General features: G+C 33.6%; 30 protein-coding genes. 16 read left to right on the top strand and 14 right to left on the bottom strand.

The features are described 5' to 3' along the window. Positions 1-10: 10 nt before the first annotated feature. The 6 genes from NSED_RS05375 to NSED_RS05350 all read right to left on the bottom strand — a co-directional run bounded on the left by NSED_RS05375 (position 11) and on the right by NSED_RS05350 (position 6,060). Entirely contained in the window at positions 11-808 is a 798-nt protein-coding gene (locus NSED_RS05375; protein WP_014965237.1) for a hypothetical protein, read from the bottom strand. A gap of 94 nt (positions 809-902) precedes the next feature. Next, on the bottom strand, positions 903-1,400 hold the full coding sequence (locus NSED_RS05370; RefSeq protein ID WP_016940320.1) for a HEAT repeat domain-containing protein: 498 nt from the start codon (positions 1,398-1,400) through the stop codon (positions 903-905). A gap of 91 nt (positions 1,401-1,491) precedes the next feature. Continuing rightward, a complete protein-coding gene (locus tag NSED_RS05365; protein WP_026090114.1) occupies positions 1,492-2,337 on the bottom strand; it encodes a TrmB family transcriptional regulator in 846 nt (281 codons plus the stop codon). Between the two features lie 257 nt (positions 2,338-2,594). Then, the gene (locus NSED_RS05360; RefSeq protein WP_014965234.1) at positions 2,595-3,518 is read right to left on the bottom strand and encodes a type II secretion system F family protein; all 924 of its coding nucleotides are present in this window, start codon (positions 3,516-3,518) and stop codon (positions 2,595-2,597) included. Continuing rightward, positions 3,519-4,442: a type II secretion system F family protein gene (locus tag NSED_RS05355; RefSeq protein ID WP_014965233.1), complete on the bottom strand. Its 924-nt coding sequence runs from the start codon at positions 4,440-4,442 to the stop codon at positions 3,519-3,521. It lies immediately after the preceding gene. Between the two features lie 4 nt (positions 4,443-4,446). Continuing rightward, the gene (locus tag NSED_RS05350; RefSeq protein WP_014965232.1) at positions 4,447-6,060 is read right to left on the bottom strand and encodes a type II/IV secretion system ATPase subunit; all 1,614 of its coding nucleotides are present in this window, start codon (positions 6,058-6,060) and stop codon (positions 4,447-4,449) included. A gap of 135 nt (positions 6,061-6,195) precedes the next feature. Here NSED_RS05350 and NSED_RS05345 point away from each other — a divergent pair, with 135 nt between their 5' ends. The 6 genes from NSED_RS05345 (at position 6,196) to NSED_RS05320 (ending at position 14,006) form a co-directional block, all read left to right on the top strand. Further along, complete coding sequence (locus NSED_RS05345) at positions 6,196-7,422, top strand: TackOD1 domain-containing metal-binding protein (RefSeq protein WP_014965231.1); 1,227 nt, start codon at positions 6,196-6,198, stop codon at positions 7,420-7,422. After that, positions 7,419-7,946: a hypothetical protein gene (locus NSED_RS05340; protein ID WP_014965230.1), complete on the top strand. Its 528-nt coding sequence runs from the start codon at positions 7,419-7,421 to the stop codon at positions 7,944-7,946. The genes NSED_RS05345 and NSED_RS05340 overlap by 4 nt, the downstream gene beginning before the upstream one ends. 7 nt (positions 7,947-7,953) lie before the next feature. Continuing rightward, positions 7,954-8,694 carry a hypothetical protein gene (locus NSED_RS05335; protein WP_014965229.1) on the top strand — a complete coding sequence of 247 codons (741 nt, stop codon included), beginning with the start codon at positions 7,954-7,956 and terminating at the stop codon, positions 8,692-8,694. Then, positions 8,691-10,526, top strand: coding sequence for a hypothetical protein (locus tag NSED_RS05330; protein ID WP_014965228.1), 1,836 nt, complete (start codon positions 8,691-8,693; stop codon positions 10,524-10,526). Before NSED_RS05335 ends, NSED_RS05330 begins: the two co-directional genes overlap by 4 nt. Before the next feature lie 126 nt (positions 10,527-10,652). Then, the gene (locus NSED_RS05325) at positions 10,653-11,243 is read left to right on the top strand and encodes an archaellin/type IV pilin N-terminal domain-containing protein (RefSeq protein ID WP_026090116.1); all 591 of its coding nucleotides are present in this window, start codon (positions 10,653-10,655) and stop codon (positions 11,241-11,243) included. A 60-nt stretch (positions 11,244-11,303) separates the two neighbouring features. Then, positions 11,304-14,006, top strand: a complete 2,703-nt coding sequence (locus NSED_RS05320) for a hypothetical protein (RefSeq protein ID WP_232212403.1) — start codon at positions 11,304-11,306, stop codon at positions 14,004-14,006. A 3-nt stretch (positions 14,007-14,009) separates the two neighbouring features. Here the strand turns inward: NSED_RS05320 and NSED_RS05315 are convergent, their stop codons facing one another. Further along, positions 14,010-14,216, bottom strand: a complete 207-nt coding sequence (locus tag NSED_RS05315; RefSeq protein ID WP_014965225.1) for a hypothetical protein — start codon at positions 14,214-14,216, stop codon at positions 14,010-14,012. An 82-nt stretch (positions 14,217-14,298) separates the two neighbouring features. Here NSED_RS05315 and NSED_RS05310 point away from each other — a divergent pair, with 82 nt between their 5' ends. From NSED_RS05310 to NSED_RS05290, 5 genes are all read left to right on the top strand, one after another. Beyond that, complete coding sequence (locus NSED_RS05310; RefSeq protein WP_014965224.1) at positions 14,299-15,183, top strand: prenyltransferase; 885 nt, start codon at positions 14,299-14,301, stop codon at positions 15,181-15,183. 38 nt (positions 15,184-15,221) lie between these two features. Next, on the top strand, positions 15,222-16,322 hold the full coding sequence (locus NSED_RS05305; RefSeq protein ID WP_014965223.1) for an aldo/keto reductase: 1,101 nt from the start codon (positions 15,222-15,224) through the stop codon (positions 16,320-16,322). Between the two features lie 63 nt (positions 16,323-16,385). After that, the gene (locus tag NSED_RS05300) at positions 16,386-16,751 is read left to right on the top strand and encodes a DUF6659 family protein (RefSeq protein WP_014965222.1); all 366 of its coding nucleotides are present in this window, start codon (positions 16,386-16,388) and stop codon (positions 16,749-16,751) included. 69 nt (positions 16,752-16,820) lie between these two features. Next, on the top strand, positions 16,821-17,015 hold the full coding sequence (locus NSED_RS05295) for a hypothetical protein (protein ID WP_014965221.1): 195 nt from the start codon (positions 16,821-16,823) through the stop codon (positions 17,013-17,015). Positions 17,016-17,184: 169 nt separating this feature from the next. Further along, positions 17,185-17,328, top strand: coding sequence for a YHS domain-containing protein (locus NSED_RS05290; RefSeq protein ID WP_014965220.1), 144 nt, complete (start codon positions 17,185-17,187; stop codon positions 17,326-17,328). Here NSED_RS05290 and NSED_RS05285 read toward each other — a convergent pair. Continuing rightward, positions 17,325-18,272 (bottom strand): asparagine synthase C-terminal domain-containing protein, encoded by a 948-nt coding sequence (locus tag NSED_RS05285; protein WP_237737677.1) that lies wholly within the window; start codon positions 18,270-18,272, stop codon positions 17,325-17,327. The two genes, NSED_RS05290 and NSED_RS05285, sit on opposite strands and share 4 nt — an antisense overlap. Before the next feature lie 107 nt (positions 18,273-18,379). Between NSED_RS05285 and NSED_RS05280 the strand changes: the two genes are divergently transcribed. Next, positions 18,380-18,796: a transcriptional regulator gene (locus tag NSED_RS05280; RefSeq protein WP_014965218.1), complete on the top strand. Its 417-nt coding sequence runs from the start codon at positions 18,380-18,382 to the stop codon at positions 18,794-18,796. Here the strand turns inward: NSED_RS05280 and NSED_RS05275 are convergent. Continuing rightward, positions 18,793-19,104: an AlbA family DNA/RNA-binding protein gene (locus tag NSED_RS05275; RefSeq protein WP_014965217.1), complete on the bottom strand. Its 312-nt coding sequence runs from the start codon at positions 19,102-19,104 to the stop codon at positions 18,793-18,795. The genes NSED_RS05280 and NSED_RS05275 overlap by 4 nt on opposite strands. Before the next feature lie 51 nt (positions 19,105-19,155). Continuing rightward, on the bottom strand, positions 19,156-19,650 hold the full coding sequence (locus NSED_RS05270) for a DNA-directed RNA polymerase subunit K (protein ID WP_014965216.1): 495 nt from the start codon (positions 19,648-19,650) through the stop codon (positions 19,156-19,158). Between the two features lie 88 nt (positions 19,651-19,738). Between NSED_RS05270 and NSED_RS05265 the strand changes: the two genes are divergently transcribed. Further along, positions 19,739-20,089 carry a cyclophilin-like fold protein gene (locus NSED_RS05265; protein ID WP_014965215.1) on the top strand — a complete coding sequence of 117 codons (351 nt, stop codon included), beginning with the start codon at positions 19,739-19,741 and terminating at the stop codon, positions 20,087-20,089. Here the strand turns inward: NSED_RS05265 and NSED_RS05260 are convergent. Further along, positions 20,071-20,379, bottom strand: coding sequence for a MarR family transcriptional regulator (locus NSED_RS05260; RefSeq protein WP_014965214.1), 309 nt, complete (start codon positions 20,377-20,379; stop codon positions 20,071-20,073). The genes NSED_RS05265 and NSED_RS05260 overlap by 19 nt on opposite strands. Positions 20,380-20,500: 121 nt before the next feature. Here NSED_RS05260 and NSED_RS05255 point away from each other — a divergent pair, with 121 nt between their 5' ends. Beyond that, a complete protein-coding gene (locus NSED_RS05255) occupies positions 20,501-20,713 on the top strand; it encodes a hypothetical protein (protein WP_014965213.1) in 213 nt (70 codons plus the stop codon). Here NSED_RS05255 and NSED_RS05250 read toward each other — a convergent pair. Further along, a complete protein-coding gene (locus tag NSED_RS05250; RefSeq protein ID WP_014965212.1) occupies positions 20,710-21,804 on the bottom strand; it encodes a homospermidine biosynthesis protein in 1,095 nt (364 codons plus the stop codon). The genes NSED_RS05255 and NSED_RS05250 overlap by 4 nt on opposite strands. Before the next feature lie 218 nt (positions 21,805-22,022). Between NSED_RS05250 and NSED_RS05245 the strand changes: the two genes are divergently transcribed. Next, positions 22,023-22,358, top strand: coding sequence for a hypothetical protein (locus NSED_RS05245; RefSeq protein ID WP_014965211.1), 336 nt, complete (start codon positions 22,023-22,025; stop codon positions 22,356-22,358). Positions 22,359-22,384: 26 nt separating this feature from the next. Here NSED_RS05245 and NSED_RS05240 read toward each other — a convergent pair whose 3' ends face one another. Continuing rightward, complete coding sequence (locus tag NSED_RS05240; RefSeq protein WP_016940323.1) at positions 22,385-22,942, bottom strand: pentapeptide repeat-containing protein; 558 nt, start codon at positions 22,940-22,942, stop codon at positions 22,385-22,387. A 5-nt stretch (positions 22,943-22,947) separates the two neighbouring features. After that, positions 22,948-23,094, bottom strand: coding sequence for a hypothetical protein (locus NSED_RS10495; protein ID WP_016940324.1), 147 nt, complete (start codon positions 23,092-23,094; stop codon positions 22,948-22,950). 120 nt (positions 23,095-23,214) lie between these two features. Here NSED_RS10495 and NSED_RS05235 point away from each other — a divergent pair, with 120 nt between their 5' ends. Beyond that, positions 23,215-25,083, top strand: coding sequence for a threonine--tRNA ligase (locus tag NSED_RS05235; protein ID WP_026090117.1), 1,869 nt, complete (start codon positions 23,215-23,217; stop codon positions 25,081-25,083). Positions 25,084-25,085: the final 2 nt, after the last annotated feature.

Here is a 25,085-nt window from a genome sequence, read left to right as displayed (position 1 = left end):
TTCTTTTAACTTACAGTGTTTTTTTATGTATGACTAATGCATATATTACAACTATGTATCCTGAATACCAAAACATGTTTACTGGATGTAACAAATCATACTCTCCAAATAATTCTAAATTATAATACCATAAATCTCCTAAATTGTTGAGCAGGATTCCTATAACTAAAATCAACCATGCTTTTCCTATTACTCCTTGTTTGAAAATACTTGCTCCGACAATAGATACAGCTAAAGTGAGTGTTGCTGCATAGACAAATATTATTCCATAGTAGAAATCGAATTCTAATATGCTGATTTCTCCTGCAGTTGTTGATACCACTGAATATGCTAGTAATACAATAAGTGGCATTACTATGATCCATGCTTTTGCTTTTTTTCCTAGGTTGGGGCTGAAGAATTTGATATTTATAAAAAGATATACTAACAATAATGGGTATAACATAAAAAAGAAAATATCGGCAATCGATGGATATGGTTCTATGTTGTAAACAATGTCGTATATTGCATATGTGACTTCGGCAAAAAATATGCTCAAATATCCAAATGATAGAGCTAAGTATGCTTTTCCAAAAACTTGTGTTCCTTTATACTTACGAACTACACTAAATCCAATTATTGCTAGTGTGAGTGGGACGAACATTGAGAAAATTGAAACAATTGTGTCTGCATCATCCGTTTCAATAAAATAATTAATTCCAATATGAAATGATATTACTAATATTGCAATTCCCAATAATGCTTTATAGTTAAATGAATTTTCTATTTTTTCTGGAACTATTTCTGGTGATTCGTCTGAATCTTTCATGGTTTACGCTTTTGAATTCAGTTAGTTAAGTCTTTATCATATTAAAAAATATAATTGTTATTTCAAAATAAAAATAACATATGTTGTTATTTGATTAGAGAATCTCAGCTGGTTTGTATTCGCCTTGATTTTGCAATCTTTGCAATCTTTTGATTACGAATCTTGCTGTTTCTCTAACGTCGATACTTGGATCAATTTCGGCATCTCTAATCAAATCAATTGCATCAAATGCTCTCATTAGGCCAAGGGATTCAATTGCCTCGTGTTTTGTGAGAATGCTTTTGTCATTTAGTGCCGATTCTACAAGAGCTGGGATCTTTGATCTCATATTCCTTCCAGCAATCTGATAACATGCTTCATGTTTAACTACTCCATTGTCATCATTTTTCAATACCCACTCCATCAAATCTGCAGATTTTATGAACATTGGATCTTCTGGATCTCTGTTTTCAGCTAGTTCTCCAATAAGCCAAACTGCATCCCATCGTTTTGACTCATCACTATCATTTTTTATGATACGTTCACACATGGAAAACCTTTGGGCTTCTGGTAGGTCTCTTAGATTGTTTTCGTCGTAGATTTCTATTGCCATTCCCATTTTTGGGAATGAGTCCCTTTTAACGATTTCTAAAATGTTAGGCTCGAAAGTTTATGAAAGTATTATTGTTGTACTTTCGTATTTTTTATTTCATTTTCTTTACAAAATTTTTAACATCTAATGTTTTTAATGGCTTTGATGTATCCCACAAAAATGTACATAGTGTAAAAATATTATCTACCATCTCTGATGAGTTTGTACATAATGAAAAGTCAGAGTCTGAGTTTGAGTTTTGGAATGATGCTGCAGAATCTGACATAATCATTTTTTTCTCTTGTTGAACTATTATTCTTCCTTTAGATGGAAGCTTTCCAATTCTTGTTTCAGTAGCATTGAATCTTTTAACAAAAGGTGCAAGTTTAGGATCATCCATGTCTACAAGTAATCTCACTTTGCCACCATTCTTTTCACAAAGGGTGATTTTTTCAGGTATTGTACTGTGATACATTCTTGAAACATCATCGAGGGTTGTAGCGATGTAGATGATTCCTGTAGAATTTTCAATTACATGTGAAATATCTGCATAAATATTCTGACGGCCCTGAACTACTCTGAATGTTGGCACTGTGCTGTTTTGATTGGTACTGATTTCATTATTGATTTTATCAATAATTGCCTCCCCTGACTTTTTGATTTTGTTTACTTCGTCTTCTTTTTTGCCTAGTGCAATTTTTAATGCATCGTGAGGATCTGCGGCAATACATAATTTGGGACTGGATAATGTTGTAGAAATAATATTTCTACTTACTAGCTTGTCTACCGTTCTGTACATTCTTGCTCTGTCTATATCAAGTTCTTTTGCTAGGGCACTTGCTGTAATTGGGCCTGCCCTTAGCAAATTAAGATAAACTTTGGCTTCTAAATCATCCAAATCTAAAATATCTTCTAGTTCCGACGCAATTCCGCTTACCTGTTCTTGATATGAAATCATTCTATTTTTTTCCCCTAGGCTCACTTTGCCTATTTGCATTTAGTATTTTCGTATGATTCCTATGTTTTGTATCGTTTTTGATTCCCATTTTTGGTAATTAATATTGAAATATTGCAAACTAAAAGATCTGCTTGTTAGATCAATTACAAACATAAAAAATCATACAAGTAATTGATATGATTTCTTTTGATTATGTTGTAACAACATTTGATGATCTCCTTTAGAACATTTCTTTACTGAAATGTCTTAAATGGCATCTACATTGGAATGTTAAATGCAATTACTGCTATTACAATCATTGCTACAACATGTTTTGTACCTGCAACATATGAGCCTGCACCAATTTTTCCCGCCGCCAGTCCACCAAAAACTGCCTCTATTATTGCCATATTAAACAATGCTGATTCTAATTTTTCAATTTCCATGCTTGCAAGGGATCCAAATAATCCTTCAGTGCCACTTCCAGATGCAAGTAATCCGTCCTGAACCTTTTCTATTTCGGTGAAAAAACTGGTAGTAAGCAATACAGCTACTGCCAAAAATACTCCAAATGAAATGTAAATTGTATAAGTATATGGGGCCAAAGCAGATTTTCTACTTTTTTCAATATTTTGCATTTCAGATACGTGCTTTTGGATCATCTCTAAATTTTCTGATACATCTCCTCCTATCTTCATTGCCATTTCTAACAATACAGTAACACGTCTTGCAACTCTGGTCCCTGTCCTTGTTGCAAAGTTTTCAAAAGCTTCTTCGATTGGGGTTCCCCAGCTTATGTTTGCTCTAAGATTTTTTAATTCTGGAGTCAATGCCCCAAGATTTCTATCTCCTGCTTGTTCTATGGCTTTGATCAAATTGGCCCCACTCTGAACTGAACTTAGTAATGCAAGTAGGAATACTGGCAAATTTCTATCAATACTGTCTCTCCTTTGGACTTCTTTTAGTTGGTGAATTGTTAATGGAATAATCCCTACTAGAATTCCAAAGATTAGTCCTACATCCCTGATTGTTGTGGAATTTGAAAATTCTGAAAAATAGAAACTCATTGACAGAACACTTATCGATGCAATTAATGAGAATGCTAGTGTCTTGAGGATCTCATTTTTTAAAATTGATTGTCTTGGTTCTAATTTCGACTCTGGCTTTTTCTTTTGTTTTTTCTCCATTATTTCCATTTTCATTTACCTCTTTGGCACCATGGTGTCCATCATAACTAACATCAGTACTCCGCTAAGCGGAATTACTGCAAAAGTTAGAATATTCATCAGTGTTAACAAATCAAATCCTGCAAGACTAGGACTCATAATTCCCATGATTGATAACATGATTACTGCAAGCAATGGAAAAACAATTAGTAAAATAGTATAAATTTCTGCAACACTACCTAATGATTCTGTAGTTTTTTGCATTAACATCTTCTTTTCTTCAAGCTGAACTTTTGCAGTTGCATTGAAATATTCTTTGAGATCTCCTCCTGATTGAACTGTAACTATTGCTCCTTCAAGTAATTCTGAGTATGGTCCTGTAGGTGTCCTCTGAATCAAATCTTTTATGGCACTAATCAAATCCATGCCTAGAATATCGATATTTCTTACGATGAATCTTGCATCTTTAACGATGTCTTCATCTGTTTCTTCTTTCGCTATGGCTTTGAAAATCCCCTCCAATGTCAAGCCACTGGTTGCCAGCGTTGACATATATCCAATAAAATGAGGGATTTCCTCAACGAGTTTTGCTGCTCTGTTTTTTACTTTGACAGTTGGTATCATCTGTAATATTCCAAAAGTCATTCCAAACAGCATTAATCCACTTAATATTGGAAGTAGCATCCCTACACTTGCCGGCTGAATATTGATAAACTGTGATGCAATTAATCCCATAATTCCTCCACATACTCCTGCAATCATACTGAAGAAAACCATACTTGAAACATATACTTCAAATGGGATTGGCATCATTGCTTGTTTGATTGTTTTATCCAGTGTTCGTAATTTAGGATGTAAAAATTTTACATGTTCATTTAACAGTTTGTAACTATAAACATGAATCTGACCTACTGATTCTTCTTGTTTTCTTTTTCTTTGTTTGTTTTTAACTAAATTCATGATATTATACCTCGAGTCTCTTTCTTTCATAGAATCTTTCAGGGTCTGCATAGAAATCCATTACATTTGCAGTTACTTCTTTATGATCACGAATGTCGTTTTTTACCATCCATTCTAGTGCTAGTCTTCTTTTTGTCAATTCATAATTGATCTTTTCTTCTGAATCTCCATCTCTATCTTTGAGTTTTTTGAAAATAACACTGTCTCCCATATATTCATGAGTGTCCGTTTTAGGATTCCATTTGAAAATTTCATGAGTTTTGATTTGTCCTGTCACTTCATCGATACCATCAATTTCTGAAACCTGGATGATTCTTCTTGCTGATTTGTCACCCACTCTGATTTTCAGTTGCAGTGTGATCAAATCAAGACTATTTGAGATTAAGGCTTTTGGAACATCCATTGGAGATGATGTTAGTCTGGTTAATGTTGCATCTACTGAATCTGCATGAATTGATGAGAATCCCCCGTGGCCTGTTGCCATTGCCTGAAACAACGTGTATGCCTCTCTTCCTCTAGTTTCTCCTACTATGATGATGTCTGGTCGTTGCCTTAATGCTGCTCTTAAAAGATCAAATTGATTAATTTCTCCAATTTGAGTATCTGTAAAATTTTGTCTTGAGACTGCAGGAATCCAATTTTCATGAGGTAGATTGAGTTCCTGTGTGTCTTCTATGCTTACTACTTTTTCCCCTGGTCTGATAAATGAGGCCAATGCGTTCAATGCAGTTGTTTTGCCACTTGCAGTGCCTCCTGCAATTAACATCGTTGCTTTCTTTTCAGCTAAATACCACATGTATGCAGCAATATCCACTGATATGGTTCCAAATTTTATTAAATCAATAATCGTAATTGGGTCTGCTCTAAATCTTCTAATTGTAAATGTACTCCCACGTTTGGTAATTTCATGACCTAATGTCAAATTGATTCTACTTCCATTTGGTAATGATGCATCAATAATTGGGTCTGCCATCGAAACATGTTTTCCACAAATATATGCCATCTTTCTTGAAAAATTATTTAGTTCTGCATCTTTTTCAAATATGATGTTTGTTGGCATTGACTCGTGTTCTCGATGCCATATGTATAACGGAATGTTTGTTCCATCACAACTAATTTCTTCAATCATATGATCTCTCATCAATGGTTCGATTTTTCCAAGATATACAAAATCCCTGATAGCAAAATAATTGATTTTTGCTATATTTTTTGGGGGGATGTTTAACCTGTATTTTTTTATCATTGATGCGATTTTCTTTTTTAATCTACGTTCTGCATCTTTTTTTGTTTTAATATCTTGCAATGAAACTGTAAGCTCTGTTATGAGGAGTTTTTTTATAATTTCAAATGCTTTTTGGTCTCTTTCAGAAAGAACTGGCTCTATCACCTGATATCGTAACCCTCCCTTTGCTGTTGGATCCTTAATAATCCCTGCATGTATCTCGTTGCTATCCCAATCTAGTTTTGAGAGTGTCATGTATTGTGGAATTTTAATTTCATTTTCAATCTTGTCTGGAATATTTTTTACAGACTCATTTTTTGTTTTCAGATTGATTTTGTGATTTGACTGTAATTTTTGCAATATTGACAATTTATTTTTTAAAATCTTTAGACTCAATTCCGGATTTTATGCACAAGTAATGTGTTTTAACGCTTGTTCGTCCATTTGAACAACCTTTTCCTTTTACTCTTGAATTTGCTAAGAAACCTACCATGGTAAGTAGTTCGTTAGTATCAAGTGAGGTACGTATCGATGTTTAGAAAAAAATCTCCGCCTGGCAATGGTGATTTTTCCTCAAAAAATGAGCGTAAATTAACTAAATTGGAGAATCTGTCTTCTCTTTTCAAAGGAAATTCAAACGATTCTAAAAATGAGTTAATTATTGAAAATGCTACTATAGAAAAATCTCTACCTATCCCAGATACTATCCCAAAACCCTCAAACAATAGAGCAGTACAACTAATTCAAGAGGTCCAAAAGCTTGAGGATAGAACAATCAAACCCTTTGTGGATTATAACGAAGGTCATCTCTTCTATCCAATACTATCAAAAATAGGAGAAGTTCAGGATAATATCGCATGTCTTGATGATTTGGTGTCTGATGGAATTTTGGAGAAAAAAGTCTATGAAAAATTAATTGTATGTCCTATTCATTCAGATACATTTTCTTCTAGCATGCGTTTGTATTGTCCAAAATGTCATTCAATGAGTGTTGAAAAATTAAATTTATTTGAACATAAAAAATGCGGCTATATTACAGAAAGTACCAATTTTGATTTTGTCGAACAAGGAAATTCTAGTTGCCCTTCATGTAAAAAACAAATTAAAAATTTTGAGAAAGAAATTCGTGTTCCTGCTATGTGGTATCAATGTGATGATTGTAATGAAAAATTTGATAATGCTGTAATCAAATTGCATTGCAGAAAACATGAACATGATTTTGATACAAATTCTGGACAATTTGTAACGACCTTTAGTTATAAATTAAAAAATTCCGAGATTTCAATAAACTCTGATACTAATCAAATTAAAGATGAATTACTAAAACTGTTACAAGGATTTAATTTTAATGCCAAGCTCAATGTATCAATAAAAGGAAAAAGTGGAAATGTACATGAGATTCCAATATATGCTAAGAGTAAAACATCTGATGAGTCTCTCTTAATTTTTATCAAAAATCCACCTGATGGAATTGGTCAATCTGACATGAATTCTATTTTAGTTCCAAAATTAGACATCGATCCTACAAATACGCTTCTAGTTACTGTTTCAGATATTAATGATGGAATGGAAAATTTTGCAAAACATTATGGCATTAATTTGATTTCTGAGCCTGATTTTACTCAAATTCTTTCTCGTGTTGAAGATTTTGTCTCTGAGTGGTATTCTAAAAATGACTATTCTCCTCAGAAATCTTCCATTGATTCCTTTGAATCCCTTGTGACTAATCTAAAATCAAAGACTGGTGGTAACAAATGAAAAATGTCTTATCTAAATTTCCTGTAAAAAAACGACGTGCAGTAAGTCAAGTAATGGGCAGTATTGTGATATTGGGTATAGTTAGTTCGGTTGGTTCTGTAATTTTATTTAATGGCATGAACAGTATCAGTGCATTCACATATGATCTCTCCTTCCACGAAAAATCAAAAAATGAAATTCATCGTGAGGATATAATTTTTGAACATATCAGATTTATTCCCAATGATGATGACATTGAAATTCATTTGACAAATATTGGAACAGTCGAGTCTACAATTTCAAATATTACAATTTTAAAAATTGACACTCAGGAAATCATTGCTAATTGGGTAGATGTTACTGAACCTATCCCAATTAACACAAGTAAAAAAATTATCCTTGATAGTTCATCCATTATTCTTACAAATGGAATTGTAACTCAAACATGGGATGACACATACTATGTTGATGGGAAATATAAAATATCTCTAACCACTGTAAAAGGTAATTTTTTCACAACTGTAGCGAGTCCATTTAATACATAGAACTAAAATGAAATCAAAAATTAAATCTGATCAAACATCTGAAAAGAAAAAACATTCTCGTTTAAAAAATAGACGAGGTGTGGCTGATGTAATTAGTACTATGATGCTAATGGCAGTCACTGTGACTGGAGCCAGCACCCTTACTTATTTTATGAATGATGCATTTGTATCTGGCAATCTTGGAACTATATCCACATTGGATTCCTCGTCTTTGAACCTGTTACTTTTAGCATATGATACACGAGATTCATCTGGTCTTTTGAAATTAATCGATGTTGATAATGATATTGCTAATGGGATTGATGTTAATACTGGCGATCCTGTTCTTTGTGGTGTTACTTGTAGTGGTACCCCCAATGCGATTCCTGAAAATGGTGGGACTGAATTCATTGTATTACAAATTCAAAATAATGGCCTTAATCCAATATTTCTTGAAGATATAGGAATTAACAATGTGGTTCATACTTGGGATTCATCTACTGCGGGGATGCAATTAGATGCTTCCACAAATGATTTAGTGGGTGGAAAATATCCTGCTGATGGCACTTTTTCTATCTTGCCTATTGGTGCATATCCTGTAATTCAAAATTCTAATATTCAGATTCAAAATGGTCAGGCAGTAAACATTCTAGTTAAATTGGGTTTGGATGATTCTGATATTCTTCTCAATAAGGGAATTCGCGTTTCCTTTGATGTGGGCAATCCCCAATTAGTTGAATTTTTGATTGATAGCGGTGATGCTAGATGATTCGTAAAACCTCTTTATTTCATCTTCAAAACAGACGTGGATTATCTTCTGTCGTAGGTGCGCTATTTTTTACAGTTTTGATGATTGCAGGTTTTTCTGTATTGAGTTTGGCTTTGGATGCTCAAACTGATATTGTAACTACACAAAGAATTGTCTCTGATACTGAAATAAAAAAACAACAAGAACAGTTTGCAGTTTTTGCGTCTGTTGATCAAAATAATGTTTTAAGTATGAATGTTAAAAATCAAGGTCAAAATCCAGTTGAAATTTCAAGCATGTGGATTGTTAACAAAACACTTCCTACTCAACCTGTAACTCGATTTGATATAAATTATGATGATGCATTTATTCCCTCTGGTTTTACTAATGATATTATTTCCTCCCAAACACTTCATATGGTTCCTGATATCTATGATATCAAAATAATTTCATCTCATGGAACGATAGATATTGATGAACTAGTTGTTGGATTGGGTGCTTCTATTGGAGATTTGCGTGCAGAATTAATCACAGATCCTCCCGATGTAGTTTTAGGCAAAAATGTTACTGTCGCAATGATTGTCACTAATACTGGAAATGCTGAAATTAAGAATGTTCACCCTATTATGCAATCTGTAACTGGCTCTGGTTTTCTTATTTCTCCCTCTCCATCACATACTCCTTCATCTGTAAATTTGGAACCTGCTGAATCCGTAATGTTTTCTTGGGATTATCAAGTTGATGGTGTTAGTGGTAATGACCTAGTTTTTTCAGCTATGGCACAAGGGGATTTTAAAGATGTTGATGATGTGTCAAGTAATGTCGCATCTGATACAATTCTTTTACGTGAAGCTGGAGAAGGCGGAAGTGGAGGTGAAGTAGTCATTTCAAATGAATTGTTTGGAAAACCTCAGATATTCATGCTGATGCCTAATGCTGTTGGAGATGAGAATAGTGATGTTTCTGATAGGCCAATTTGGGGTGTAAATGTTGCAAATCCTACTGACCAGCCAATGTTTGTAAATAAAGTTGTAGTAATGGCATTTGTTCCTAGAGCAAATTCTCAAGATGATGTCTTTGTTAAGAACTGTGAAGACATTCCTGGTGCAAATCCTGAAAGACCTGTCACCATACCTCCTACTCCTGATAATTGGTCTTGCCCTGAAAGCAATCAGTTGATGTGGAGAGATTTAGTTTCTCCTGTTGAAGTTGCTCCTAGATCTGTTTTCCCATTTCTTGTAGGTATTGGTAGTGGAAATATGGCTGGAACTACTGATGATGCACAAAATATTCTTGTACAGCCTGTTGTGTTTACTACTCTTGGTCAATATGGAAAAGCAGGTTATGGTACTACCATGCACACAAATGAAGTTGCATTGCCTAATGTTTTTCTTGCAAGGACCCCTGAGTCTGTTGCATCATCTAATGTGATGAGTGAGTTGACTGGAATTGTAGAAGGTACTACTGTAAAATTTAATGCAACTCTTGCGGATATGAGCAGTGATAACATCTATGGTATAAAAAACGGCACATCTTTGATTATTAACATTCCAAAAGAATGGTCTTTTGGTTCTGTTGTCAGTAATAATGGTTTTAATTTATCTCCTCCAGTTACATACCCTGATGGTTCTACACAGATAGTTGGCACTCTAATTTCATCTATTGATGATCACAGTGAGGCAAAAACAATACAATTTACAGCTACAGCTCCTTCTGTTCCAAAAACAAAAATGTATGTCATGTCTATTCTTGCAAATGGTGTTGCCACTGGCAATAGTGCAAGCGGTGAATTTGCAGTTGGTCCTATAGCTGAAACTGTTTTACAAGTATGCCCTACTAGCGGTTGCCCATAATACTTTTTTTGTTTATTCTAATGATTTTTTGTTCATTTCATAAAACATACGTACAAACTAGTCAATTGTAGTCCAATTTGAACACAAATTCCTTTAACACCTTTTTTGATTTTAAGAAATTCAGAAATGACAAAACTACAGTCAAAACAAAACAAGTTGACTTCAAGAAGAGCAGTTGCTCCAGTTATAGCAACACTTCTTTTGGTAGCAATCGCAGTAGTTGGTGGAAGTATTGTCTTTGTGTTCTCACAAGGATTCTTTAGTTCTGCTCAAATCAGTGGCTCCCCAAACATCGAATCTCTGAAATTCACTGGGTATGATCTATCTGATGGCACTACTTTGTTGAATCATGATGGTACATCATATGTTTCAACAAACGATGGAGATGGCAGTCTTACAGCTGGTGAAAATGCAATAGTCTATCTACAAAGTAATAGTGTAGGCAAACTCACTCTAAGTGAAGTAAGATTTGGAGGTACTGTATACAACTATACTTCAAGTGGATCTCCTATAGATGGTCAATACGAAGTACTTACAAGAGGACCTGATTCCATTTTGGCATCAACATCTGCAGAAATTCAACCTGGACAACAGGTATCAATAATTCTACAACTTGATGAAAATATCAAGAATGGTAGAGATACACAGTTGAAATTAACAACTGCAAACGGTGCTGTCTTTGTTGGAACTGTTATCGCTGGTCAACAAAGTGGATAACTCCACCCTTTTTCCTTTTTATGAAAAAAAACGGAGTAAAAAATGAAAAATGGAGAAAAAATGAACACAAAAAAACCAATCCTCTTCTTACTTGCCATAACTATTCTATTTGGAACTAATTTACATTCTGTTAATGCTCAAAATCTAGAGGCACTATCTGACTATTCTATTAAATTAGCTATTTCTCCATCTCATTTAGAAAGTGGAATTGCGCAACATGATGTAGGATATGTTTTTGTTTTAAGCAAACATGGAGTTCCAATCACATCTACATATGACGTTCCTATTAGTTTAAGTTCTGATGATTCGACAATTGCCTCTGTTCCAAATAAAATCATTCTAAAAGCAAATGAAGAATATGCATCATTTCCTATAACTACTAGCGATAAATCTGGTTCTACTACAATCACTGCAAATCTTAATGGAAAAATCACATTTCAAAAAATTGAGATTGGTACCGATGAAACATATCTTCCAGATGACTTAATTTTGGAACTAAATCTTCCAACAAACAAAATGCATGTGAATTCTGAAATGCCATTTACAATGTTTCTTAAAACAGATGATGGTGTTATAGTTCGTGCACCCAATGATGTTGATATTGTATTGGAGTATGATGATCTGCTGGCAACGACTGATTCTAAAATATTGACCATAAAAAAAGGAAATTATTACACATGGGGCACGATATATGCCCATGAGAAAGTTGGAAATACCTTCATCCGTGCAATTCATACGGATTCAGGCCTTGATGTGGCCAAAAGTATTCAGATTTCATCTACACTCCCAACTTCGTTAAAATTATCAATATTCCCAAAATTAATTCCTGCCGAATTTGATAGAACTTTAGATATTTTTGTCAGTGTGGTTGATTCTGATGGTAATCCTACGAAAACACCTCATGACATCCCTCTTGATTTTTTCTCAAGTGAGCAATACCCAATTGGGGAAAATCTGGATAAAATTTCACAATCTGAAAAACCTATAATTAAAAAAAATCAATTTGGATATTTACTTCAACAAAAATACAGCTTGCAAAATCTATTGAAAAATGATATCTTGATTGGAGTTAGTTCTGTAGGGTATGGCACTGCAACTGATACTTTTCGTACCGTGGGTAAATCTATAGAGTTGGATCAAAATCAGAGATCAACAGATTATAATTTTGATGAAAAAGATTATGATGCAACTGTGAATGTTTTTGGTTTAGATAAAATCCCTAGCAATGCAACAGCATTTTTCACATATCAATTATCTTTAATTGAAGATGATGAAGATGACGATGGATTTCGACCTGATGGAACTGAAATCAAAATTCATCCTAACTGCCTTGAGCAATCCGATGATGATTCTAGTGGGAGTGATTCTAATGGCATAACTCATAATACTGAATTAGATCCTGATGATATTATTTTGTACAGTATTGATTGTCTAGAAGAAGGTGAATTATATCCTGTACAATCAAATGAAAATCAATACTCTGATGGTTTTGTCCAAAAAATTAATGTGATTTCCAGTAATGAGAAAATAGCCCAAATTGATAATGGTGGAAAAATTCCCAGTTCTTACTCTTATGGTACAGCTACTGTCTCAACTGGCCAACAAACCGGTCCTGTAAAAATTTCTGCATCTGTTAACGGTGTAGGTACTGGTTCATTTACTAGTGAGGTTATTAACACATTAGAACAAAAAGAAATACTGTTATTTTCTCCAACTGGAAAAGATAACATCATTTTTGATCGTGATGGCTTTTTTGATATATTTTTAATTTCACTTGATGCAAAAGAACGTCCAAAAGTGATGAAAGAGTCTGGGAAATATTTGATTACGCCTACTAATGGGTTGATTGAAATTGAAAAAGGAACCACATTTACTTTTACTCAATTAAGAAGTGATTCTTTTGACACTCCTACTGATGAGACAGTACTTTTGCTTACTGTGGAACCAATAGGCGAAAATGCTAATTTGAGTTTGGAGAGTAGTAAAATCTTCACCACTCATCCAACTTCCCAACTTCAAGTCTTTTTGCCTGTAGATAAAATGAATGCTGATCATCAGCAAAATGTGGGTGTTATTCAATTAGTGGATTTGCAAGGAAATCCAGTTATTCCTAAATTTGATGTAAAATCTAAAATTGTGTCTTCAAAAGATACGATTGCACAAATTATTGACGATGCAGTCATCCCTGCAGGTTCATCATATGCTCCATTTTCAATCAAAACAACTGGTTTTGTTGGAGATGCAATAATTTCTGCAAGTGCAAAGGGAGTTAATGGTACATCCTTATCTTTCAATTCTGCTTCGTCTCAAACTCAACTCAAAATTTTCACTGGTGGTTTAGATAATGAAATCCCTGTTGATGAACAAATCGAATTCAGATTGTTTGTTGATGATGAAAATGCTGATTCTGTACCTGGCGCATCAATAAAAATAATTGCAAACGAGGAAGAAGCATTAATCACTCCTGATGTTGTGAGGACTAATTCTGATGGTAGTGCCATTGTAAGTTTGACTGCATTAAAGGGACCTGATATTTCATTTGAAATAATTGCAACTGCTGAAGGGTATGCGGAAGGCAAGGATTCTTTTACTGTTAATGTAGATGCCCCGGATAAAGTATTTGACTCAATTGATTTGGAATTACCTGAATGGGTTATCTATATTGTAATTGGAGGAATCTTACTAGTGGGCATTGTGGTCTTTATGTTCTTGAAAAAATCTAAAACAGATTTGGAAGAGGAATGGGAAGAGGAAGAACTTTGATTCTTATTTTTTGACTCTTTTTTTATCTCTACAAATTCCACAAAGATAATTCTCCATAAATTCTTCTAATTCTATTTTGAATTGATTTGTTTTTGAAAATTTCTCGCCTGTTTTTAGCCCTCCTGGTACCTTTTTGCCACAATTTGTGCAGTGGATCTCTGCCTGTATCTCTATTTTTTTATCGTTTTCTGAAATTTTCCCTATGATCAATTTCTTTTTTGTTTCATTTTGATATATACAAATTCTGCTCTTAAACTCATGAATATTATACTGAAAAATCACTAGAATCGATATGCTATCCGTATGGTTTCGTGTAATACGTGTAAGATTTCTACTTGCATCCGTAATTGCTGTTTCAGTTGGACTATCACTAAATTGGTGGCAAAATTCTTCTTTAGATGTATTTGATGCTCTTTTGACATTTGCTGGTGTAATGGCGCTTCATGCAAGTGTGGATTTGTTAAATGATTTTTGGGATTTCAGAAGAGGTATTGACACTAAAACAAAAAGAACAAAAATGAGTGGTGGCACTGGTGTGCTCCCTGAAGGATTACTCAAACCTTCTTCTGTTTATCGTGCAGGAATTGCATTTCTAATTTTGGGTACTGTTATTGGAGGGTTTTTTGTAATTACCGATGGAATAACTATAGCAATCATATTGGCATTTGCAATTCTATCTATCTATTTCTATTCTACAAAAATTGTCGATTCTGGTTTGGGTGAATTCTTTGTTGCTGTAAAGGGTTCAATGATTGTCATTGGCACTTTTTTCATTCAGTTTGGACAAATATCTATTGAATCAATTCTTGCAGGAATTGTTGTAGGCTCTTTATCTTCTTTAGTTCTTTTTATCGCATCTTTTCCTGATCATGATGCTGATAAATCCAAAGGTAGAAAGACTTTGGTGATTGCAGTTGGCAAACAAAATGCTGCAAAATTATTTTGGATTTTTCCTCTAATATCTTATTCTGCAATAATTATTGGTGTTGCCACAAATCTGTTTCCTGTTCTCACTCTGATTAGCTTATTTGGAATTCCATTGATGGTAAAATCTGGTTTTGGTTTACGGAAAAATTACGATTCGATTGATAATCTTGTCCCATACATGTCATCAACTTTGATGTTTGGTAGAATCACTGGGGCATTATTTGTCATTGGATTTTTAATTTCCATATAATGCTTTAAACATAAATTTAGTAACTAATTACAAATAATATGATTTTAGGATGTACTAGCTCTGATGGCACAGAAAAATTCGTCGTAGATTCAGGTGTAAATCAAGACAATTTTAAGAATTTTGAACATCTTTACCTGTCAAATGTCGGTATTGGAACCTATCTGGGAGATGCAGATGCCAAAACTGATGAATTAGTTACAAGTGCAGTAAAACAATCTATTTTATCTGGAGTCAATGTAATAGATACTGCAATCAATTATCGTTCCCAAAAGGCAGAGCGTTCAATAGGAAAGGCAATTTCTGAGTTAATTGAAGAAGGTAAAATTACACGTAACCAAATTTTCCTTAGTTCAAAAAATGGATATCTCACAAATGACGCTGATGTAAAATTGGGTTTTTGGGAATATGTGAAAGAAGAATATTCTAAAAATGGTGTAATTCATGAAGGTGATGTCACTTCTGGGTACCATTGTATGACTATTCCATACCTCTCAGATCAGCTAGATAGGAGCTTGAAAAATCTTAATGTTGAATGCATTGATTTAATGTATCTCCACAATGCTGTTGAAGGACAAATAAAAGATGTCTCAAAAGAAAAATTTTTAGAAAATTTAAAATCTGTTTTCAAATTATATGAACAAAAACGAAAAGAAGGAAAAATCAAATTTTATGGCATGGCAACGTGGGAATGTTTCAGAGTCCCATCTGATAATCCTCAATACCTATCTCTTGAAGACACCGTCAATATGGCAAAAGAAGTGGGTGGAGAAAATCATGGTTTCAAATTTATTCAATTACCCTACAACATGAATTATGATCAGGCTTTACTTGCAAAAAATCAATTAATTGGAACTGAGCATGTATCAATTTTTGAATCTGCAGTTAGATTGGGAATTGGTGTGTTTACCAGTGTTCCTTTCATGCAAGGACGGTTACTGCAACCTGGTGTAATGCCTGAATTTGATGATTTGAAACCATCATTGCGTGCTTTACAATTCATTCGTTCGACTCCTGGTGTTTTGGCTCCTTTAGTGGGTCAGAAATCTCCTGACCATGTATCTGAAAATCTTGAAATCATGAAAATTCCCCCATTATCTGAAGATGATTTTCTTGCACTAGTAAAGAAACTCACTTCATAATTATCAGCCTCAAAAACTTGTATAAAGATAATAAATGAGTGAATTTTAGGTTGACATAGTAATTTGTCTGCTAAAATTTATGATTATACAAAAATTTGTAATTCAGTATTTACAATTGATCCTAAAATTAGATTTGTAGGAGTTATCAACGAACGTGGGCGTTTAGTTGCAGGTGGCATGAAAGAAAATGTTGAGCCTCTGGAAAGTGAAAAAGATGACGAAATGATTTTCATGGAACTTGCACTGCGTGTTAAAATGAGAAAAGAATTTGATAAACAACTTGGACCTGTAAATTTTGCAATGGCTTCTCGTGAACGTGCACTTGCAATAAGCGTGATAATTAATGATGATATTTTATATGTCGTGTCAGAACCTGACACTGATTATGGTTCATTACCGAAAAAAATTCTCAAAATAATTCAATCATAGATTTACTTCATTTCCAATTCTGGGACATTTTGATCTTCTTAATTAATAATTATATCTCAAATTGGTTACATGCAATTTGATAAAAAACTTGACGATGATTATTTAGCAATGTCTGAATTGACCCAAGAAATTGGTACCATAGTGGAAAATTCCTTTAATCAAGGAAGAGACATTTTACTTCCTTCTGATGTTGAACATATTTTGAAAATCACATCTGATGTTATACACAAAATAAAGTCCCCTCTGCCGGAATTGACAGTATGAAAATTTACAGTTAATCCCATCACTACAAAAACTCTATAAATTCAGAACGGAATTTAATCACCATATGTTGTGACTATAATTTTCAATTAAAATCCAAACATTCTTTGATTTTTTGATGTAAAATTCTCTTTAGATGAATCTATAAATAGAATTTGAAAGTGGAAAGTTTGTGCCAGTAGATCCTGTATGTGGAATTGAACTTGATGAAGAACTAGCATTACTTCATGATCATGATGGAAAGAAATTCTATTTTTGTTGTAATGGATGTAGAAGAATTTTCATCAAAAAACCACGCAAGTACAAAAATAACTAGATAGGGAAAGCGCCACACATTCTACAAAATTTTGATTTTCCCACATGATGTTTACAATATGGGCAAACTTCATCTGATTTTGGTTCTGCTGGATTGCCAAATAGTTTCTTGAAAATTTCATAATAATGCATTGATTCTCTACTTCTGATTACAACTCCGTCTGTTTTTTCAACTGTTAATTTCTTTTCAACAAATTGCTCTTCACCTATTATTGAATCAAATAAATTTGTTAATCCAACTGTTCCTGAACCCTCTTGCATTGGTGATTTTTCTCTCCATGCAATTTTTTGTGGAATGTATTTTTCAAATGTTTTACGCAAAATCCATTTTCCATACCTTTTTCCATTTTCATTTTTAACTTTGAGATTAACTGGTATTTTCTCAGCCAGGCTAATCATTTTTTCATTAAGAAAAGGCGATTCTACTGTAACTCCCAATGCATCTCCAATTTTTTGTGTAGGGAAATGCATCACAGAACAAATTCTTTTGATTTCTCTTTCCAACTCTTCATCTGATTTATTTTTTAGGAAATTGTATCCTGCAAACAATTCATCAGCTCCATCTCCTGTGATAATTGAGTTTTCTCCGTTTTCTTTTGCCCATTTTATTGCCAAATACATGACTACGTTATTGCGAATTTCAATATCGTTGAAATTTTTTAAAATTTTGATTGTTTCTTCTATTGCTTCTAAAATTATAGTTGTTTTTACATTGTAAATTGTTAATGGTAAATCCATCTCTTTTGAAATCATTTGGCAATATGTCAAATCTGTTGAAACAAAATCCTCTGCAATTACTGTGATAGTTTTTGGTTTTCTTTGCTTTAGAAAATATGCTATGATTGAACTATCTACTCCCCCTGACAGTGAAATTACATTCGATTTGGTTTCTTGACATGCTTCTTCTAAAACACTGTAAATTTCCTCAGAAAATTCTTCCAACACGCATTAGATATTTTTGAAATTAAAATAGATATGCCTAATGAGGCAGAGGGTAAATTCAAGAGACCTTATTGCAAACTTTAAATTCGTTATCAAGTTCTTGAGGATTAATGCTACTTCCTGCTGAAATCGAATCTAAAACTCTGATACCTGCACTACGAGCAATTCTTGCCAAAAAACTTGCAGAAGATCATAATATTAGAGAAGATGAAATTTCTAAAATGCTTGGAGTTACACAAGCTGCAATTAGTAATTACATTCGTGGAACACGCGGCGACCCTTCGTTAATTGCAAAACTTTTAGCTGAAAAACAAGTTGCAACAATGATTGATGAATTAAGTGATAGCCTCTCATCAGATATGGCATATACCCCATCTAGCCTTTCTAAATTTATTGGACTCTGCAATTACATTAAATCTAGTCTGTTAATTTGTGAAATTCATCATAATCTAGAATCTAATATTGACGAACAAGTTTGTAAAGAATGTGAAAATATGCTTCTTAAAGGCCCCGGAAGCGTTTACTAATTTTTTACTATAATAATTTCTACAGTTGAGGTCATATCTCCAATACCTGCAGCTGCAACTGTATCTAGTTTGATTTTCTCGACTTTAGAATTTCCGTTGAGCATTTTCTCTGTAATTATATTTGCAACTGCAACTGCATTTGGAATTGAGTTTCCTTTTGCTTTAAGAATCACTCTTGTTTTTTTACCTAAAATTGTTAACACCTCAAGAGCTGCCTCCATTACCGGATAGTTTCCAATTTGTATTGTAGTCTCAGACTTTTCGGTCTGCTCTTGACCATGCAGTTCAGTTGTCTCTTCCATGAGCATTATTCACTAATTAGAAATTTTATGTTCTTTTAAGTTTTATCGACCATTGATTCATTTTTCAAAGTAATCAATTGGAATATTTTGGTAATCACCATTTGGTAATACTCTTCTAATTGTAATTGGAATTACTCTTTGCTCTAACTCTTCCATTGAAATGTCTAATGAAATTCGTGCCGTTTTTGGAATTGGAATAAATGGTGGTGCCCCCAATGATAATTGTAATGCTCTTGCTCCCATAATTCTTGCTTTTTCAAATTTTGTTAACCTAGGTGGTCCGATAGTGATCTTATTTTTTTCACAAGGAATTTCTGTTGGCTCATGCTCCTCTATTTTTTCAACAACTTCTCTTTCTTCAATTTCTTTAATTCTTTTTTCTAATGCATCCTGTTCTTTTTCAGTTAATGGCTCGACAAGATCTTTTCTGTCAATTAATTTTCGATAAGTATCTAATGCTTTGTTTAGTCCTGCATTTTCTTCAACCTCTACATCAATATCTTCTTCTGGTTGTGGAGCTTCAATCAATTCAGGTTCTTTAATATCAGGCAAGTACCAAAATTTTCTTAAAACGTTATATAATCTAATCATTTTAAAGTACGAATTGAGTACATCATCAGTCTCCAGAAAGCAACTAATTTTGGAAATTCGTGGAAAAGCAAAAATCACATGTGATCTAAAACGTCATCTATCCCCACGAACTGTTGGAACTATTATGAGATCTTTGCCATTGGAAGGGCATGCCCATCTTTTGGGGAAAAGTATTTTGTATTTCGAAACAAGTGTTGACTCTGGAATTGAAAGATCAAGAACTGAATTCAAAAAAGGCGATGTTGCATTTTTGCCATCTACTGGAAGTATTTGTTTTTTCTTAAACGACACTGTCTTTGCTAAAACGATGACTCCTATTGGAAAACTAGATGGCGATGTTGAATCATTAAAAGATGCTAAATCTGGTGATGTGTTGTGTGTCTATGAAGATACTGCTTGATATAGATGATGGCCTGAATATCCACCAACCCTTTTTACAATTCCTTTGTTTGTAGATTCTTTTAGAAATGCATTTGCTGCAGAAATTTTAACTCCTGTTTGTCTTGCAAGATCTTGGACTGTGACAACTTTGGAGTTTTGAATAATTTTTAATGCTTGTTGCTCATTAACCTTAACTGTAATTTCTGCTTTCTTTGGGCCACCTTCACCCTTGTCTTTCTTTTTCTTTGTATCTTTAGAACCTGCAGATTTGTCTTTATTTCCAGCAGTTGGTTTTTTAGCTCCACCCATAAATTAAGAAAAAAATATTCCTCTTATAAACGATGTACCATTTTTTGATACATTACCTATATGGGTTAAAAAATCTAAAAATAATTTTCAAGTATAAATAACATCTTGATTACTATTCTATATGGGAATAGTATCTAAAGGTGCAAAATGCAATTTTGAAGGCTGTGATCAAGACGGTGCACGTTCTCTTAATACTAGTAAAGTTGAAAATGCTGGACTACGCGTAAATTCAACTGGAAAAAAAACAGTTCTTTGTAAAGAACACTACAAAGAATACAAGAAAGAATCTAAAGATGATCGAGATCTTGAACGTGCTAGATATAACAAGTTCTAGTTCTTCTTTTTTGATTTATTTATTTTGTTATCTGGATTTTTGAAATAATTTTCACTTAGTTTTTCATATAATTTGTCTAGTTTTTTGTAAAGTCTTTTTGGTTTTCTTGTTTTTTGGTTACTAAGAACGTATAATGCAAGAATTGGAAAAGCTATTGTGGCATCAGCATAAACTGTTACCATTCCGTTATGTGCATCTTGAACTTTCCCCCAACTCTTACCCTCTTGCAGTGTAGCTCCTGAAAGACCTCCTGTATCTGGACGTGCATCTGTAATCTGAATAATGTAATCTTGCCCCCCGTCATCTCTTTTTAGAATTTGATCTAATAGTGGACCTGTCTGCTGAGCTGTGTTTTTTGGTACTCCTCCACCTAATTCCAAAATTCCTGATTTTTTTGAATCATGAAGAATTGCGGCCTGCTCGATAATCTCTCGTACAAAATCCAAGTTGTATATTTTACCTCGCAATCTATGAACTGCCAAATTTAATGCCAGTGATGAGTCTTTCATTGTTGAAATGTATACTGGAACATCATAGTCATATGCGGTTGTAATGAAACTTTTTTCGGGGTGTTTGGCCTTTTCTTTACTAATCTTTCCCATCAAATTACAAAATTCAGCCGTAGTGAATGGCTTGTCTGGAAAATCATCTCCAAACATTTTTTGAACTAGTTCATCTTGCGCTTCTAGTGTTTCATGAAATTTAATATACACATCTCTTATTCTAACAATTTCATTTTCATAGAGTTTCATGTCATCTACATCAAAACTACCTTGTTTTACTGGCAATCCCCATGCAAAATGATCTTCGTGATATACATTAGCTCCAGTTGTAACTATCCAATCTACAAATCCTCTTTCAATCAATGTCTTGACTATCCCTCCAAATCCCACTGGTGTCATTGCCCCTGAGATTGTAAGACAGATTGTTGCATCTTCTTTGATCATTTTAGCATAAAGTTTTGCTGCATCTCCAAGCTGTCTCCCATTAAATCCTGAACTTGCAAAAACATCCACCAACTCTTCTATGGTCATTTTCGGATCTAGTTTGATGTGAGGAATATCTTTCCCGTGAAATTCATGTGGATCCATGTTTGAAAACTAATATTTTGGTAAATAACACTATCGAATCCTTTTTGATAGATCTAAAAATCAAAATGTACTAAATGGTGTTTAAAAATTATATTTTCAAAAATTTGTGGCCACAAGTTGTAATCTCTATCATAGGACTTTGTGTAGGGTTGATTTTAGGTGAATGATGTTTCGCTCGATATTATTACTTATTTAGGAATAATTCTAAATGATACAGAATGAATATTGTAGATTTACATGATCCTACACGGGTAGATAGAACTCCAGATGCTGTTGAGGTTTTACTTTCTTCTGGAAATTTTTTCCAGAATAATTTCAAAATTTCAAGAGTAGAATTAAGACTTTATTCCGAACATACTGATGAAAAATTGGGTGTTTTTTCTTTGATTACCTCTTTTGTTGAGACTGATAAAGGATCTATAGAAATGATTTATGATGAAGGATTTCGTGGAGAAGGATCCCTTTTGAGGGCAAGTAAATTTCTTAAATCTAATTTGGGAATTTCTGGTTTAATTTTGCGCTCAGTAATTGCATTAGAAGAAAAATTAAAATAATTTTTGAATTTAATATTTTGAAACTCTTACCACGGATTTCCTTGGCTTTGTAAAACAATTTTCACTTCCTTTGAAATTGTATCCAAAGTATGTGAATCATAATTGGCTCCTGCAAAGTTTACTGATGTCAGTATTGTCCCTGTAAAATTTGCATGTCTCAGATTTACTCCTTGCATATTTGCATTATTCAAATCAGCATTTCTCAAATCAGCATAAAACAAATCTGCACCACTTATGTTTGCATTTCTTAAATCTGCACCATACAGTTCTGCATCCCAAAGTTTTGCATTTGAGAGATTCACACCCCGCATGTCTGCTCCTCTTAGTTTCACATTAAACAATATGGCTCCACTCAAATCCGATTCACTAAGATCAGAGCAACTCAAATCAGCATTATGAATATCTCTGTTTTTGAGATTCACTCCTCTCATATTGGTATCTGATAAATCCCTTCCAACTAATTCTTCATAATCAAAATTAACTTTTGAGAGGTTTCTTTTTCTAAACACATCTGATGGATTCATCCTAGAATAATTCTCCAAAAGCGGTACATTTGAATTTAGATTTAAAATTGATCTTTTCAAGTAAACTAGTATAATTCCAATTCTTGCAAAATTTTGCCCATTGAATGCTTCCAGCGTCTCATTTCATCGATATCATGGGGCCTGTTATCTTCGAGTTCTTTCTTTTCTTTTAGTAATTCCAGATGTCTTTTTTCACTCTTTTTGCTTTGCATGAACAATTTACTTTATTTCTGAATAAATTTCATTAGTAAAATCTCCTCACAAGCTCTTGTTATGGGGCAAATGCCTTTTTTGGGAATCGTATATTTATGAGCATTTTAACATCTCATTACATGCGTATATTGCAATTACACTGTGATCATATTGAGTATACTCCTACAAAAAAGGAGATAAAATCTGCCGAAGATATTGCAGATCCTCAGACTACTCGATTAGAGGAGCTTGTAGTAGTTTTTGTAGCAATCGAAGATGGTGATGATTCTTCTGTGGCACAAAACGCAATATCTCAAATTAAATCATCTATGGAAAAAATTGGATGCAAAAAATTATTGTTATATCCATATGCTCATCTTAGTTCTAATCTTGCAAAACCATCAACTGCCATGAGTTTGCTAAAAGAGATGGAAGATGGTGCATCAGAACTTGACGTATCTCACTCTCCATTTGGTTGGACAAAATCATACAAAATTCAAGTAAAAGGACATCCTCTTGCAGAAAGCTCTAAAGTTGTAACAAAAGACTCATCTGGTTTAAAACCTGATGATGAGATTACTTCAGATGCTCTTAAAGGTGAATCTAAAATTCGCTCGTACTGGAAAATACTTTCTCCTGATGGAACAATGACTAACATTGGTGATTTTGATTTTTCAAAACATAAAAAATTAGAAATTTTAGCAAAATATGAATCCGCAAAAATTCGCAAAGTAGATCAACCTCCGCCACATGTTGCATTGATGAAAAAAATGGGCATAGCTGATTATGAACCTGCATCTGATTCTGGTAACATGCGATTCTATCCAAATGGGCGTCTAATCAAATCATTGATTGAACGATATGTTACTGATAGAGTTAAGGAATATGGTGGGTATGAAGTTGAAACTCCAATCATGTATGATTCTGAACATCCAAGTATGGTAAGTTATTTTAATCGATTTCCCGCCAGACAGTACAATATAGATTCAGAAGGGAAAAAACTTTTTTTGAGATTTGCTGCATGTTTTGGACAATTTCTCATGGCTAATCAATATCAATTATCCTACAAGACATTACCTTTCAAACTCTATGAACTTACTCGCTATAGTTTTAGGAGGGAACAATCTGGAGAGCTAGTTGGATTAAGACGTCTAAGGGCATTTACCATGCCTGACTGTCATGCATTTTGTAAAGATATGAAGCAAGCAGTTGATGAAATCAAAATTCGATTTGATCTTTCTCAAAGTGTTCTTAGAGAACTTGGAATCAATGAAACTGATTATGACATGGCAATTAGATTTACTGAGGACTTTTACAATGAAAATAAATCTGCAATCGAAGAACTAGTAAAAAAACATGGACGACCTGTATTGGTTGAAATGTGGAAAGAGAAATTCTTTTACTTTGTGTTGAAATGGGAGTTTAACTTTATTGACGGTCTTGGGAAGGCATCTGCTTTATCGACAGATCAGATTGATGTTGAAAATGGAAAAAGATATGGAATTGACTTTGTTGATGAAAATAATATGAAACAAAACCCAATTATTTTACATAATTCTCCTAGTGGTGCAATTGAGAGAATCATTTACGCCTTATTGGAAAAAGCTGCAAAAGATTCCTATGAAGGACGTAAACCACAATTTCCTCTTTGGTTGTCCCCTACACAAGTTAGAATCATTCCTCTCAAAGAAGAATTTAATGAATTCACTGAAACTCTTGCTGATAAAATTTCTACACATGACGTACGTGTTGACATTGATGACAGAAATGAAAGTATTGGAAAAAGAATCCGGGAAGCTGAAAAAGAGTGGATTAGATATATCCTGGTAATAGGCGATAAAGAAGCAAATTCACAAAACCTTAGTATTCGTGATAGGCAAACAGGAGATGTGAGAGAGATTTCGTTTGATGATTTTATTAAAGAAATTGATGAGCAAACCAAAGGAAAACCTTTCACCGGTTTGAATTTGCCAAAGCATCTCTCAAAGAGACCTAATTTGATGGTGTAAAA

Origin of the sequence: Candidatus Nitrosopumilus sediminis (genome assembly GCF_000299395.1) — an archaeon.
Classification (GTDB): domain Archaea; phylum Thermoproteota; class Nitrososphaeria; order Nitrososphaerales; family Nitrosopumilaceae; genus Nitrosopumilus; species Nitrosopumilus sediminis.
This window is presented reverse-complemented; position numbering and strand designations above follow the sequence as displayed.

What these genes read in the sequence shown, in the direction of transcription:
- NSED_RS05375 (WP_014965237.1), bottom strand. Translation starts at nt 808, where the DNA reads ATGAAAGATTCAGACGAATCACCAGAAATAGTTCCAGAAAAAATAGAA.
- NSED_RS05370 (WP_016940320.1), bottom strand. Translation starts at nt 1,400, where the DNA reads ATGGCAATAGAAATCTACGACGAAAACAATCTAAGAGACCTACCAGAA.
- NSED_RS05365 (WP_026090114.1), bottom strand. Translation starts at nt 2,337, where the DNA reads ATGATTTCATATCAAGAACAGGTAAGCGGAATTGCGTCGGAACTAGAA.
- NSED_RS05360 (WP_014965234.1), bottom strand. Translation starts at nt 3,518, where the DNA reads ATGAAAATGGAAATAATGGAGAAAAAACAAAAGAAAAAGCCAGAGTCG.
- NSED_RS05355 (WP_014965233.1), bottom strand. Translation starts at nt 4,442, where the DNA reads ATGAATTTAGTTAAAAACAAACAAAGAAAAAGAAAACAAGAAGAATCA.
- NSED_RS05345 (WP_014965231.1), top strand. Translation starts at nt 6,196, where the DNA reads ATGTTTAGAAAAAAATCTCCGCCTGGCAATGGTGATTTTTCCTCAAAA.
- NSED_RS05340 (WP_014965230.1), top strand. Translation starts at nt 7,419, where the DNA reads ATGAAAAATGTCTTATCTAAATTTCCTGTAAAAAAACGACGTGCAGTA.
- NSED_RS05335 (WP_014965229.1), top strand. Translation starts at nt 7,954, where the DNA reads ATGAAATCAAAAATTAAATCTGATCAAACATCTGAAAAGAAAAAACAT.
- NSED_RS05330 (WP_014965228.1), top strand. Translation starts at nt 8,691, where the DNA reads ATGATTCGTAAAACCTCTTTATTTCATCTTCAAAACAGACGTGGATTA.
- NSED_RS05325 (WP_026090116.1), top strand. Translation starts at nt 10,653, where the DNA reads ATGACAAAACTACAGTCAAAACAAAACAAGTTGACTTCAAGAAGAGCA.
- NSED_RS05320 (WP_232212403.1), top strand. Translation starts at nt 11,304, where the DNA reads ATGAACACAAAAAAACCAATCCTCTTCTTACTTGCCATAACTATTCTA.
- NSED_RS05310 (WP_014965224.1), top strand. Translation starts at nt 14,299, where the DNA reads ATGCTATCCGTATGGTTTCGTGTAATACGTGTAAGATTTCTACTTGCA.
- NSED_RS05305 (WP_014965223.1), top strand. Translation starts at nt 15,222, where the DNA reads ATGATTTTAGGATGTACTAGCTCTGATGGCACAGAAAAATTCGTCGTA.
- NSED_RS05295 (WP_014965221.1), top strand. Translation starts at nt 16,821, where the DNA reads ATGCAATTTGATAAAAAACTTGACGATGATTATTTAGCAATGTCTGAA.
- NSED_RS05280 (WP_014965218.1), top strand. Translation starts at nt 18,380, where the DNA reads ATGCTACTTCCTGCTGAAATCGAATCTAAAACTCTGATACCTGCACTA.
- NSED_RS05275 (WP_014965217.1), bottom strand. Translation starts at nt 19,104, where the DNA reads ATGCTCATGGAAGAGACAACTGAACTGCATGGTCAAGAGCAGACCGAA.
- NSED_RS05260 (WP_014965214.1), bottom strand. Translation starts at nt 20,379, where the DNA reads ATGGGTGGAGCTAAAAAACCAACTGCTGGAAATAAAGACAAATCTGCA.
- NSED_RS05255 (WP_014965213.1), top strand. Translation starts at nt 20,501, where the DNA reads ATGGGAATAGTATCTAAAGGTGCAAAATGCAATTTTGAAGGCTGTGAT.
- NSED_RS05250 (WP_014965212.1), bottom strand. Translation starts at nt 21,804, where the DNA reads ATGGATCCACATGAATTTCACGGGAAAGATATTCCTCACATCAAACTA.
- NSED_RS05245 (WP_014965211.1), top strand. Translation starts at nt 22,023, where the DNA reads ATGAATATTGTAGATTTACATGATCCTACACGGGTAGATAGAACTCCA.
- NSED_RS10495 (WP_016940324.1), bottom strand. Translation starts at nt 23,094, where the DNA reads ATGCAAAGCAAAAAGAGTGAAAAAAGACATCTGGAATTACTAAAAGAA.
- NSED_RS05235 (WP_026090117.1), top strand. Translation starts at nt 23,215, where the DNA reads ATGCGTATATTGCAATTACACTGTGATCATATTGAGTATACTCCTACA.